Genomic DNA, 12,644 nt, shown 5'->3' with positions numbered 1-12,644 from the left:
AATGCCGGTGCGGAGATTCGCTTACGCGAATTCCTTGAACACCAGCGAGGCGTTGGTGCCGCCGAACCCGAAGGAGTTCGACAGAGCGGCGCGCACGCGGCGCTCCTGCGCAACCTTCGGCACCAGATTGACGCCCATGCAGCTTTCCGACGGGTTGTCGAGATTCAGCGTGGGCGGCACGATGCCGTGGTTGATCGCCTTGATCGAGTAGATGGCCTCGACCGCGCCGGCAGCCCCCAGCAGGTGGCCGATGGCCGACTTGGTGGACGACATCGCCAGATTGTCCATGGCGTCGCCGAACAGGCGCTTCACCGCACCCAGTTCGATCTCGTCGCCGAGGGGCGTCGAGGTGCCGTGGGCGTTGACGTAGTCGATTTCGGACGGGTTCATGCCGGCGCGCTTCAGCGCCGCCTTCATGGCGCGGAAACCGCCATTGCCGTCTTCCGCCGGGGCGGAGATGTGGTAGGCGTCGCCCGACATGCCGTAACCGACCACCTCGGCATAGATGGTGGCGCCGCGCTTCTTGGCGTGCTCCAACTCCTCCAGCACCACGACACCGGAACCCTCGCCGATGACGAAGCCGTCGCGGTCCTTGTCATAGGGACGCGACGCCTTTTCCGGCGTGTCGTTGAAGTTGGTGGACAGCGCGCGCATTGCGGCGAAACCGCCGACGCCGAGACGGCTGACCGCCGCCTCCGTGCCGCCAGCGACCATGACGTCTGCATCGTCCCACATGATCAGACGGGCGGCGTCGCCAATGGCGTGCGCGCCAGTCGAGCAGGCGGTGACGACCGCGTGGTTGGGGCCCTTGAAGCCGTGCTGGATCGAGATGTGGCCGGAGGCCAGATTGATCAGGCAGGCGGGGATGAAGAAGGGCGACAGGCGGCGCGGACCCTTTTCATGTAGGGTCACGGCGCCGTCGGCGATGCCCGGAAGGCCGCCGATGCCCGAACCGACCATGACGCCGGTCCGCTCGCGCTCTTCATCGGTCTGGGGAGTCCAACCCGAATCCTTGATTGCTTCCTGCGCCGCGGCGATGGCGAAGATGATGAAGTCATCCATCTTGCGCTGGTCCTTCGGCGAAACGAAGGTGTCGGCGTTGAACTCGCCCTCACCCGTTCCGCGCGGGAGCTGCCCGGCGACCTTGGAGGCCAGGTCCGAAGCGTCGAACCCCGTGATGCCGCGGATTCCCGAAGTTCCGGAAATCAGCCGCTCCCAGTTCAGCGTGTGGCCGACGCCGAGCGGCGTGACCATACCGAGTCCGGTGACGACGACACGTCTCATGAGGCTGTTCCTTGACCTTTCCTCGAATAAACTGTCGACGAACTGGTCGTCGACGGCCAGGCCCCGCGCTGCTGATGTCGCAATTGCGGTTCGCCTGGCCCTCGGGGGCTCAATGCCCGCAGCCCGATCAGGCCGCGGCGTTGGCCTTGATGAAGTCGATGGCGTCCTTCACCGACAGGATCTTCTCCGCGGCGTCGTCCGGGATCTCGACACCGAACTCTTCCTCGAAGGCCATGACCAGCTCGACGGTGTCGAGGCTGTCGGCGCCCAGATCGTCGATGAAGGAGGCGTTCTCCACCACCTTCGACTCCTCGACACCCAGGTGGTCCACAACGATCTTCTTCACGCGCTCGGCGATGTCGCTCATCTTTTAAGACCTTCCAATCCTTGAAACCGCTCGGGATAATCCGGTCGGAGCAACACGCGAAGAACGTGCCGTCCTGCCGCGAAAAGCCCCGTCCGATAACACATTTCAGCAGCCTTGACCAGCACCCGCGAGGGAGCCCGGTTGGCGCCGTTCTTCACACGTGGCGATGCCGCCCCGTCCGATCCTCATCAGATCATGGCCATGCCGCCGTTGATGTGCAGCGTCTGACCGGTGACGTAGGCGGCCTCCTCGCTCGCGAGGTACACGACCCCGGCGGCGATCTCGTCCGGCTGGCCCATGCGGCCGGCCGGAATGGCGGGGAGCAGCTTCTGCTTCTGCTCGTCGTTCAGGGCGTCGGTCATGGCCGTGGTGATAAACCCCGGCGCGACGCAGTTGACGGTGATGTTGCGCGAGGCCAGCTCGGCCGCCAGCGACTTCGACATGCCGATCAGGCCGGCCTTCGACGCGGCATAGTTGGCCTGCCCCGGATTGCCGGTGACGCCGACGACCGACGTGATGTTGACGATGCGGCCCCAGCGGCGCTTCATCATGCCGCGCATGGCGGCCCGCGACAGGCGGAAGGCCGCCGTCAGGTTCACGTCGATGACCGACTGCCAATCCTCGTCCTTCAGGCGCATCCCGATCTGGTCGCGGGTCAGGCCGGCATTGTTGACGAGGATGTCGATCTTGCCAAGGGCCGCCTCGGCGTCCTTGAACAGCTGCTCGGTCGCCGCCGCCTCGGACAGGTTGCCGGGCACGACGAAGGCGCGCTCGCCCAGCTCGGCGGCCAGGGCCTCCAGCGGGGCGACACGGGTGCCGGACAGCGCGACGGCGGCGCCCTGGGCATGCAGCGCACGGGCGATCGACGCGCCAATGCCGCCGGACGCGCCGGTGACGAGGGCCGACTTGCCGGTCAGGTCAAACATGGATGGCCTCACGAGGCTGATGTATCACGGATCTGATGGGTCACAGGGTCTTCAGGAACGACTCGACATCGGCCGGCGTTCCGACCGAGACCGCCGCCAGATCCTTGTCGATGCGCTTGGTCAGCCCGGCGAGCACCTTGCCCGACCCGACCTCGACCAGCCGTTCGACACCCTGCTCCTTCATATAGAGCACGCATTCGCGCCAGCGGACCATGCCGGTCACCTGCTCGACCAGCAATTGACGAATGGCGTTGGGGTCCGACACCGCAGAGGCGGTGACGTTCGCCACCACCGGAACCACCGGGGCGGAAATCGTGACGTTCGCCAGGGCCTCCGCCATCGCGTCGGCGGCCGGCTGCATCAGCGAGCAATGGAAGGGCGCCGACACCGGCAGGCGCACCGAGCGCTTCAGCCCGCGCTCCGCGGCCAGCGCGATGGCACGGTCGATGGCATCGGCGCTGCCGGAAATCACCACCTGCCCGACCGAGTTGTCGTTGGCGATGCTGCACACCTCGTCCTGGGCGGCGTCGGCGGCGATCGCCTGCGCCTGCTCCAGATCGGCGCCCAGCAGGGCCGCCATGGCGCCCTTGCCGACCGGAACCGCCTTCTGCATCGCCTGGCCGCGCAGCTTCAACAGGCGCGCGGTGTCGGCCAGCGAGAAGGCGCCGGCGGCGCAGAGCGCCGAATATTCGCCCAAGGAGTGGCCGGCGACGAAGGCGGCATGCTTGGACAGGTCGACCCCGCCCTCGCTCGCCAGAACCCGCATCACCGCGACGCTGACCGCCATCAGGGCGGGCTGCGCGTTCTCGGTCAGGGTCAGATCGGCCTCGGGGCCTTCGACCATCAGTCGCGACAGCCGCTGGTTCAGCGCGTCGTCCACCTCTTCGAAGGTGTGACGAGCGACTTCGAACGCTTCGGCGAGTTCGCGGCCCATGCCGACAGCCTGGCTGCCCTGCCCCGGAAAGACGAACGCCCTGGTCATGCTTCGGTGAAACCCTGGATGAATGCGCCCCGCCCCTGCGGCGGCACCATGGATTGGGCGACAGTCATACCCTCACTTTTGAGCAAGTCAAGCGACGCGCGATGACCAAAGCGACAATGGTGCGATAAAACGCCACGTATTGACGCAGAAGGCCCACGAAAAACCGCCGTGCAGAAGGGGTTGTTCGTAGGCTGACCCAGAGGTGCCGCGAACCGGGTCTTGCGCCTTCTGCTGCGGCGCAAATCAAAGGGCTGCGCTCATGCCTTGCCCACCAGCGCCACCCTGGTCCAGGGCCTGATCTGCGCCAAAGCCTCCAGCACCATCGGGCCGGTCAGGCCGGCGATCAGCGCCACGCAGAAAATTATGCCGTCCGTGGCAGCCAGCCGGTGCAGGACCACCCGCGCACCGGCTGCGAACAGGGCGTGATGCAGATAGATGGCGTAGGAGGAGGCGCCCACCGTCCGGAAAATCCGGCCCGGCGGCATGGCGTGCAGCAGCGTCACCGCTCCCCCCATACCGCACAGGAGGGCGACGCCGCTGTTCCAGCCGAAATGCGGCAGATACCCCCACAGCGACGCCTGATGCAGTGCCACGCCGATGGCGAGCGCGGCACCGGCGGCCCCCAGCATCGTCTGCCGGGGAACCATGGCGCGGAAGCGGATCACCCCCACCCCCAGCAGGAAGTGCGGCAACAGGAAGCAGGCCTCGTTCACCGACAGGACGTTCGAGTCGACATGGACCGTCAGGCACAAGACCACCGCGGCCGCCATGGCGAGCGCGAAGCGGCCCGGCCGGTCCATCGCGTGCAGCACGTCGAGCAGCGCGACGCCCGTGAAGATCAGGAACAGCGCCTGCAGATACCAGAAATGGGCATAGGAGAAGACGTAGATCCGCCACATCGAATCGGGGGCGGAGGTCCCGTTCGCACCGGGTGCGTGGGTCTGCAACAGATAGAAGAGAGTGGACACCACCAGGAAGGGAAAGCCCAGGCGACGCAGCTTCTTGACGAAGAAGGTCTTCAGCCGGTCGCCCCTGGCCGGGTTCAGGGCGTAGACGAGCCCCGAGATGAAGGTGAAGAGCGGCATGCGGATCAGTTCGAAGCTGTCGGTGGCATAGCGGTAGACCGACCCCTCCGCCACCTGCATGCCGGCCCCGGGAATGCCGACCACGTGGTAGGCGACCAGCAGGATGCAGGCCAGCCCCCTCAGTTCCACAACATGATACGGCAACATGTTCTTGCGCATGGCTACTCCAGGCACCGGGCTGTCATCGCCGCGGGCGGAGTGCGCGACCGACGGACGCACCGCGAACTCCGCCGCAAAACGGCAGGCAGAACATGGCGTCTGGAGCGATCCGTTGCACTTCGGTCAAATGCGCCGGAGCTTATCCCGCGCGATAGCCACCCCTGCCTCGCCCTGCCCACCCCATGCCCAAGGCAGCCCAGCGGGGGTCATCCGGGCAGATCCCTATAACGCGAATAGATTTTTCCGAAAGGCGGCGCGTCCCGGCCCGGATTTCCGCTTGCTACCACCGCCGGCCTGTGCATACTGCGCCGCTTCATAACTCCTTGCCGGCGGTTCGCCGTCGGCTAGGCCCGGGCAGCTGATCCGATCCATGAGGGATGGGGCGCAGCGCCGGACCATGAACAGCCATGGGGAGTGCAATGGCACTTTACGAGTGCGTGCTGATCGCGCGCCAGGACATTTCGGCCGCCCAGGCCGAGCAGCTCTCTGAGCAGTTCGCCCAGATCGTCCGCGACAACGGCGGCACGATCGCCAAGAGCGAATACTGGGGTCTGAAGACCCTCACCTACAAGATCAAGAAGAACCGCAAGGGTCACTACACCCTCTTCAACATCGACGCGCCGGCCGCCGCCGTCGCCGAGATGGAGCGGAACATGAGCATCAGCGAAGACGTGCTGCGCTTCATGACCGTGCGTGTCGACGCCCTCGACGCCAACCCGTCGGCGATGATGCAGAGCCGCAACGAGCGTGGTGAGCGCGGCGATCGTGGCGACCGTGGTCCGCGTCGCTTCGACGACCGTGGCCCGCGTCCGCCGCGCCGCCAGGAAAACGTTGCCGCCGCCGAAGGGGAGACCGCGTAAATGTCCGACAAGCAGACCACGGGCGCTCCGGCCCGCACCGGCGGCGCGCGCCGCCCGTTCTTCCGTCGCCGCAAGACCTGCCCGTTCTCGGGCGCGAATGCTCCGGCGATCGACTACAAGGACGTCAAGCTGCTGTCCCGCTTCATCTCCGAGCGCGGGAAGATCGTCCCGAGCCGCATCACCGCGGTCTCGACGAAGAAGCAGCGTGAACTGGCCCGCGCCATCAAGCGCGCCCGTTTCCTGGCCCTTCTCCCCTACGTGGTGAAGTAAGCCCGGCAACGGCCGAACTGTTTCGGTGAAGGTATTCAAGGGGTTTCCATGGCCTTGGGTCCGGCCTTGCCGCTGGTGGTCGCCGTCGGCGGCGGTCTGGCAAGCGCGTTCTTCTACCTGTCGGTCACGTTCGGCGGGATGGGTGCGCTGATCCTTGGCTATCTGGCCCCCCTGCCGCTGTTCCTGACGGGGCTGTGGCTGGGGGCGCCGGCGGTGATGCTGGCCGGTCTGGCCGGCGCCGCCGCGGTGATGCTGTGTACCTCCGGCAGCATGCTGGTGGCGCTGTCCTACCTGGTGACCGGGGCCGCCCCGGCGGTCCTGGTGGTGCGGCAGTCGCTGCTGGCGCGTGCGCGGGAGGATGGAACCCTGGAATGGTATCCGCCCGGCCGGGTCCTGATGGGCCTGACCGGGATGGGCGTGGCGGCGCTGCTCGCCGCGGTGATCCTGACGCTCGACCAGCCCGGTGGGTTGGAAGGGCTGATGCGGCAGACCCTGGCCCGAGTCGTCGAGCCGGCGTTCCGCTCGCAGGGCCAGCCGGCCCCGGATCCCGCGGAATTCTGGGTGGCGGCCGTCCTGCCGGGGCTGGTTGCGGTCTCATGGCTTGTCATGACGATCGTCAACGCGGTGCTGGCGCAGGGGGCGCTGATGCGGTTCGGCCGCAACCGGCGCCCTGCCATGCGTCTGGCCGAGCTGGAACTGCCGCATTGGCTGGCGCCGCTGTTCGCGGTGGCGGTCGCGGCGGCTTCGGCCGTACCGGGAACCGTCGGGTTCCTGGCGGTCAATCTGGCTCTGATCCTGGCGGTACCCTTCGCCTTTGCCGGGCTTTCGGTGGTCCATGTATTCGCCAGCAGCAAATCGGCGCGCACGCTGATCCTGGTTGGCTTCTACATGATGCTGTTTCTCTTCGGGTGGCCGATCCTGCTTTTGGTCGGCCTGGGCATGATCGAGCAATGGATCGGGCTGCGCCGCCGGTTTTCCCCCGCGGCCCCCGGTCAGGAGGACGAGTGATGGAAGTTATTCTGCTGGAGCGGGTCGAGAAGCTCGGCCAGATGGGCCAGGTCGTCAATGTGCGTCCCGGCTTCGCCCGCAACTATCTGCTGCCGCAGAAGAAGGCCATGCGCGCCACCAAGGCGAACCTGGCCGTCTTCGAGAAGCAGAAGGCCCACCTTGAAGCCGTGAACCTGGAGCGCCGCAAGGACGCCGAGCAGGTCGCGACCAAGATGGACAACGTGACGGTCGTCGTGATCCGTCAGGCCGCCGAGACCGGCGTTCTGTACGGTTCCGTGACCACCCGCGACGTCTCCGACGCGCTGACCGCCGCCGGCTACAAGACCGACCGCAAGCAGGTCCAGATCGACACCCCGATCAAGACCCTGGGTCTGTTCAAGCTGCGCGTCGTCCTGCATCCGGAAGTGTCGATCACGGTCACGGTCAACGTCGCCCGTTCGGCTGAAGAGGCCGAACTGCAGGCCCAGCGTGGTGGCATGATCACCGCCGCCGACCTGCGCGACGAGGACGAGGAAGAAGAGACCTACGTCGAAGAGACCGCGACCGAGGAAGAGGAGGGCTGATCGCCCTTCTGCGGCCGAAGCCCCGGAGACGTCTTCGGGATTTCGGCGGCACGTCGTACCGCTCGTCCGGAAACCGCCCGCCCCACCCGGGGCCGGGCGGTTTTCCGCTTTTTCTTGGCCGCCGATACTGACGGCAGGCACGACTGTGTGCATACGTCCGCAATACCCAATTGGGTAGCAGTTCTGACCGATTGACGAATTGTCGCACCCCTTCCTGCGCGCCATGCTTGGAACGGCACCGCGGAAGGAGTTCGGCATGCTGCTGGTTCGTCTGCTTGCCGCCGCCAAGGGCGACGGAACGCTCAATCTCATTACGGCCGATGGGAAGCACCATCGGATCGGATCCGGGTCACCAAACCTGACCCTTCGCCTTCACGACCGCGCCCTGGAGCGCGACCTGCTCATCAATCCGCGCCTTCGGTTCGGCGAGGCCTATATGAACGGTCGCTTTTCCATCGAAGGCGGCGGCATCTACGACCTGCTGTCGATGCTGATGAGCGGTGCCGAGGTGCAGGGCGCCCTCGGCACCGCTTTGGAGTCGCTGTCGCCGCTGCTGCGTCGGGTGCAGCAGCACAACCCGATGCGGCGTTCCCGCCAGAATGTCGAGCACCATTACAACCTGTCACGCCAGTTCTATCAGCTGTTCCTCGATCGGGACATGCAGTATTCCTGTGCCTATTTCGCCGAGCCCGGCCTGTCACTGGACGAGGCGCAGGAGGCCAAGAAGCGGCACATCGCGGCCAAGCTGCTGATCGTCCCCGGCATGCGGGTGCTCGACATCGGCTGCGGCTGGGGCGGCATGGCGCTCTATCTGGCGCGGCACACCGGAGCGCGGGTGACCGGCATCACGCTGTCGTCCGAGCAGCTCGCCGTGGCCCGCCAGCGGGCGGATGAGGCGGGACTGTCCGACCGGGTCACCTTCGAACTGCGCGACTATCGCGAGTTCGCCGCCGCCCATCGCGGGGCCTTCGACCGCATCGTTTCGGTCGGCATGTTCGAGCATGTCGGCGTGCCGCATTACCGCAATTACTTCGATGCGGTGCGCGACATGCTGAACGACGAGGGCGTGGCGCTGATCCATTCCATCGGCCGACTAGATGGACCGGCAAGCACCAATCCGTGGATCCGCAAATACATCTTCCCCGGCGGCTATTCCCCCGCCCTGTCGGAGGTGCTGCCGGTCATCGAGCGATCGGGCCTGCTGGCCACCGACCTTGAGGTTCTGCGCCTGCATTACGCCGAGACGCTGCGCCACTGGCGCGCCCGCTTCACCGCCCATTGGGAGGACGCGAAGGCGCTGTATGACGAGCGCTTCTGCCGGATGTGGGAGTTCTATCTGGCCGGCGCCGAACTGGCCTTCCGCCTGCAGGGCCATATGGTGTTCCAGGTGCAGGTCGCGCGCTCGCTGGGCGCGGTGCCGCTGACCCGCGATTACATGCTGAATGCGGAACGGGACCTTGCCACCGCGTCACACGGCCAATCGGCGGAACTGAGGCCCGCGCGCACGCCGGAGTCGGCAGCCTGACCACTCCTGAGGCCGGATTTGAGGCGTCCGCGGCACATTCCGCCTCGCCGAGCGCTCAATCCGGCCAACCGGTAATACCAATTGACCATCATGGCCGGCCGCGGGGCTGCGTTGCAAGCGGAATCATGCGACATCGACGCCTAAGCCACCGCCGCGCCTTCCTTTCCGTCACGGGGCGATGCTATATAACCGCGATTGATTTCCGCCCGGGGTACCGGGGAGCCACCCATGCGGCATGCTCCCCGGCAACAAGCGCCCGCTGGACGACGCGCCCGGCTCCCAAGGAATGACAACGCCCTTACCCGTTCGGGGAGATCTCGCACCCATGACCAAGATCAAGGTAGCCAATCCGGTCGTCGAACTCGACGGCGACGAGATGACGCGCATCATCTGGCAGTTCATCAAAGACAAGCTGATCCTGCCCTACCTCGACATCGACCTGAAGTACTACGACCTCGGCATCGAGAACCGCGACAAGACCGACGACAAGGTCACCGTCGAGTCCGCGAACGCCATCAAGCAGTATGGCGTCGGCGTGAAGTGCGCGACCATCACCCCGGACGAAGCTCGGGTGAAGGAGTTCAACCTCAAGAAGATGTGGAAGTCGCCGAACGGCACGATCCGCAACATCCTGGGCGGCACCGTCTTCCGCGAGCCGATCGTCTGCTCCAACGTTCCGCGCTACGTCCCGGGCTGGACCAAGCCGATCATCATCGGCCGTCACGCCTTCGGCGACCAGTACAAGGCCACCGACTTCGTCGTCCCCGGCCCGGGCAAGATGACGATCAAGTGGGAAGCCGCCGACGGCAGCCAGCAGATCGAACATGAGGTGTTTGACTACCCCAGCGCCGGCGTGGCGATGGGCATGTACAACCTCGACGACTCGATCGAGGGCTTCGCCCACTCCAGCTTCATGTACGGCCTGGAGCGCGGCTACTCGGTCTATCTGTCGACCAAGAACACGATCCTGAAGGCCTATGACGGCCGCTTCAAGGATATCTTCCAGAAGGTCTTCGACGAGACCTATGCCGACCAGTTCAAGGCCAAGGGGCTGGTCTACGAGCACCGCCTGATCGACGACATGGTCGCCTCGGCCCTGAAGTGGGAAGGCGGCTTCGTCTGGGCCTGCAAGAACTACGACGGCGACGTCGAGTCGGACGTCGTGGCGCAGGGCTTCGGCTCGCTGGGCCTGATGACCTCGGTCCTGGTCACGCCGGACGGCAAGACCGTCGAGGCCGAAGCCGCCCACGGTACGGTGACCCGCCACTACCGCGAGCACCAGAAGGGCAAGGAAACCTCGACCAACCCGATCGCCTCGATCTATGCCTGGACCCAGGGTCTGGCCTATCGCGGCAAGTTCGACAACACCCCGGACGTGATCAAGTTCGCCCAGACGCTGGAGCGCGTCTGCGTCGAGACCGTCGAGTCCGGCTTCATGACCAAGGATCTCGCCATCCTGATTGGCCCGCAGCAGCCGTGGCTGACCACCAAGCAGTTCCTGGACAAGCTGTCGGACAACCTGGAGAAGAAGATGGCCGCCTGGTCGTAAGGTCGGCTTCGTCTCTGTCCAGCGCTTATAGTTTACAGGGTGCGACGCCGCGTCCGGGTCAAACCGGACCGCGGCTCAGCTAGGGTTCGGGTGGGGAGTTTCGGCTCCCCGCTTTTTTCTTGCGCGATTCGTGAAAGGACCGAACCCGATGCCCAACAATCTGTTCCGCGTCGCCGTCGTGGGCGCCGGCGAGACCGGAACGCCGCTGCTGCGCAAGCTGCTGGCCGCCCCCTTCGTCGAACTGCTGGGTGTGGCGGACCTCGATCCGGAGGCGCCGGGCATGAAGCTTGCCATCCATCGTGGCGTGAAGACCACCACCAATTTCCACGAGTTGGCGCAGTTGGGCGAGCAGTTGGATGTGCTGATCGACGTCACCGGCGTGCCGGCCGTGCGCGATGCGCTGCGCAAGGCGATGCAGGAGACCGGTAATCACCACACCGTGATCGTTCACGAGATGGTCGTGCAGCTGATGCTGTCGCTGCTGAACGGCGAACTGGTCAAGCTGAAGCACGACACCCAGGACTATTAAGACGGATCATCGCGGCGGAGGCGGGATTTGCAGCCTCCGCAAATTGCCTCATGATAGGCGGAGGACGCCCGATGCGGCGTCCGCCCATGTCAGGAGCGGCCATCGATGGAACTCGGCATTCTGGTCATCGCGGCGTTCGTGCTGGTCGTCATCCTGGCGATCACCAGCGTCCGCATCGTCCCCCAGGGCTTCAACTTCATCGTCGAGCGGCTGGGCCGCTATCAGGAAACGCTGCATCCGGGCTTCAACGTCATCTTCCCGGTCATCAGCTCGGTGCGGGCCAAGGTGGACATGCGCGAAACGGTGGTGGACGTGCCGTCGCAGAGTGTCATCACCAAGGACAATGCTGCAGTGACGGCCGACGGCGTCCTGTATTTCCAGGTGCTGGACCCAATGAAGGCGACCTATGAGGTCAACGACCTGCAGCGGGCGATCCAGACGCTGGCAATGACCACCACCCGCACGGTGATGGGCTCAATGGACCTCGACGAGTTGCTGAGCCAGCGCGAGGCGATCAACGCCAGCCTGCTGCGCGCGGTGGACGAGGCGACGGCCTCCTGGGGCGTGCGGGTGACCCGCATCGAACTGCGCGACATCACCCCGCCCGACGACATCGTCCAGGCGATGGGCCGGCAGTTGAAGGCGGAACGCCTCCGCCGCGCCCAGATCCTGGAGGCTGACGCCGAGAAGGAAAGCCAGATCCGCATCGCCCAGGGCAAGCTGGAAGCCGCCAAGCTGGAGGCCGAGGCGCGCGAACGTCTGGCGGAGGCCGAGGCCAAAGCCACCCGGCTGGTGTCGGAGGCGGTGGCGCAGGGATCGAACCAGGCGCTGGGCTATTTCCTCGGCCAGAAATACATGGAGGCGTTGAAGGCCTTTGCCGCGTCTCCCAACCAGAAGACCATGATCCTGCCGGTGGAACTGGCCGGCGTCGCAGGCGCGCTGGCGGGCTTGGGCGATCTGGTGCGCGACGCCACCCCGCCGCGTCCGGCCTCCCCGCCCTCATCCGCTCCGCGCAATCCCTGGTCGGTGCCGCCCACCACGACTGCGTCGGATGGGGAGTGAGCGAATGTCGCCTCTGTTGTGGGGAGCGCTGGGTGCCGTGCTGATCGCGGCGGAACTGGTGATCCCCGGCATTTTCCTGGTCTGGTTCGGCGGAGCCGCGCTGCTGACCGGGCTGGTGACGGCGTTGTGGCACGATTGGGGACTGATCAACGAGGCTGGCTTCTTCACCATTGCCGCCGGTGCGGCGGTTGGCGTCGCCATCGTCCTTTCACGCCGCCGCAACGCATCGGTGGAAGGCAATGCTGCGCGGATCAACGACCGCGCTGGCCAACTCGTCGGACGGGCGGTGACGCTGAGCGAGCCGATTGTCAACGGACATGGACGGGTGTTCGTCGGCGACACACTGTGGTCGGTCGAGGGACCGGACCGGCCGGCAGGTGCGGCGATGCTTGTCGCCGGACACAAGGGGATGGTGCTGGTGCTGCGCGATGCGGCGGAAGGGCGGTAAGGCGCTCGCGGCTCGGCCGATCCAAGA

At 65.9% G+C, this 12,644-nt stretch carries 14 protein-coding genes; 9 read left to right on the top strand and 5 right to left on the bottom strand.

Features of this window, described 5'->3' with window-relative positions; genetic code table 11:
• Nucleotides 1-21: 21 nt before the first annotated feature.
• The 5 genes from fabF to B9N97_RS18175 form a co-directional block, all read right to left on the bottom strand.
• Complete coding sequence (gene fabF, locus B9N97_RS18195; protein WP_085089181.1) at nucleotides 22-1,284, bottom strand: beta-ketoacyl-ACP synthase II; 1,263 nt, start codon at nucleotides 1,282-1,284, stop codon at nucleotides 22-24.
• Nucleotides 1,285-1,411: 127 nt separating this feature from the next.
• The gene (locus tag B9N97_RS18190) at nucleotides 1,412-1,651 is read right to left on the bottom strand and encodes an acyl carrier protein (RefSeq protein WP_014247969.1); all 240 of its coding nucleotides are present in this window, start codon (nucleotides 1,649-1,651) and stop codon (nucleotides 1,412-1,414) included.
• Between the two features lie 188 nt (nucleotides 1,652-1,839).
• Nucleotides 1,840-2,577 (bottom strand): 3-oxoacyl-[acyl-carrier-protein] reductase, encoded by a 738-nt coding sequence (gene fabG / locus B9N97_RS18185; RefSeq protein ID WP_085089180.1) that lies wholly within the window; start codon nucleotides 2,575-2,577, stop codon nucleotides 1,840-1,842.
• A 40-nt stretch (nucleotides 2,578-2,617) separates the two neighbouring features.
• Nucleotides 2,618-3,559 carry an ACP S-malonyltransferase gene (gene fabD / locus B9N97_RS18180; protein ID WP_085089179.1) on the bottom strand — a complete coding sequence of 314 codons (942 nt, stop codon included), beginning with the start codon at nucleotides 3,557-3,559 and terminating at the stop codon, nucleotides 2,618-2,620.
• A 257-nt stretch (nucleotides 3,560-3,816) separates the two neighbouring features.
• Nucleotides 3,817-4,803 (bottom strand): acyltransferase family protein, encoded by a 987-nt coding sequence (locus tag B9N97_RS18175; protein WP_085089178.1) that lies wholly within the window; start codon nucleotides 4,801-4,803, stop codon nucleotides 3,817-3,819.
• Between the two features lie 419 nt (nucleotides 4,804-5,222).
• Here B9N97_RS18175 and rpsF point away from each other — a divergent pair, with 419 nt between their 5' ends.
• From rpsF to B9N97_RS18130, 9 genes are all read left to right on the top strand, one after another.
• Nucleotides 5,223-5,663 (top strand): 30S ribosomal protein S6, encoded by a 441-nt coding sequence (gene rpsF / locus B9N97_RS18170; RefSeq protein WP_085089177.1) that lies wholly within the window; start codon nucleotides 5,223-5,225, stop codon nucleotides 5,661-5,663.
• Complete coding sequence (gene rpsR, locus B9N97_RS18165; protein ID WP_012974291.1) at nucleotides 5,664-5,933, top strand: 30S ribosomal protein S18; 270 nt, start codon at nucleotides 5,664-5,666, stop codon at nucleotides 5,931-5,933.
• A gap of 48 nt (nucleotides 5,934-5,981) precedes the next feature.
• Entirely contained in the window at nucleotides 5,982-6,941 is a 960-nt protein-coding gene (locus tag B9N97_RS18160; RefSeq protein ID WP_085089176.1) for a DUF2232 domain-containing protein, read from the top strand.
• Nucleotides 6,941-7,504 carry a 50S ribosomal protein L9 gene (rplI, locus tag B9N97_RS18155; protein WP_085089175.1) on the top strand — a complete coding sequence of 188 codons (564 nt, stop codon included), beginning with the start codon at nucleotides 6,941-6,943 and terminating at the stop codon, nucleotides 7,502-7,504. The genes B9N97_RS18160 and rplI overlap by 1 nt, the downstream gene beginning before the upstream one ends.
• 256 nt (nucleotides 7,505-7,760) lie before the next feature.
• A complete protein-coding gene (locus B9N97_RS18150) occupies nucleotides 7,761-9,029 on the top strand; it encodes an SAM-dependent methyltransferase (RefSeq protein WP_085089174.1) in 1,269 nt (422 codons plus the stop codon).
• A gap of 325 nt (nucleotides 9,030-9,354) precedes the next feature.
• The gene (locus tag B9N97_RS18145; protein ID WP_085089173.1) at nucleotides 9,355-10,578 is read left to right on the top strand and encodes an NADP-dependent isocitrate dehydrogenase; all 1,224 of its coding nucleotides are present in this window, start codon (nucleotides 9,355-9,357) and stop codon (nucleotides 10,576-10,578) included.
• A 148-nt stretch (nucleotides 10,579-10,726) separates the two neighbouring features.
• Nucleotides 10,727-11,107, top strand: a complete 381-nt coding sequence (locus B9N97_RS18140; protein WP_085089172.1) for an oxidoreductase — start codon at nucleotides 10,727-10,729, stop codon at nucleotides 11,105-11,107.
• 105 nt (nucleotides 11,108-11,212) lie between these two features.
• Nucleotides 11,213-12,169, top strand: coding sequence for an SPFH domain-containing protein (locus tag B9N97_RS18135; RefSeq protein WP_085089171.1), 957 nt, complete (start codon nucleotides 11,213-11,215; stop codon nucleotides 12,167-12,169).
• A gap of 4 nt (nucleotides 12,170-12,173) precedes the next feature.
• On the top strand, nucleotides 12,174-12,617 hold the full coding sequence (locus B9N97_RS18130) for an NfeD family protein (RefSeq protein WP_085089169.1): 444 nt from the start codon (nucleotides 12,174-12,176) through the stop codon (nucleotides 12,615-12,617).
• Nucleotides 12,618-12,644 lie beyond the last annotated feature (27 nt).

This window comes from Azospirillum oryzae, assembly GCF_900177515.1.
Classification (GTDB): Bacteria; Pseudomonadota; Alphaproteobacteria; order Azospirillales; family Azospirillaceae; genus Azospirillum; species Azospirillum oryzae_A.
Note: the sequence above shows the minus strand (reverse complement) of the source record. Positions and strands in the feature narration are given on the sequence as shown.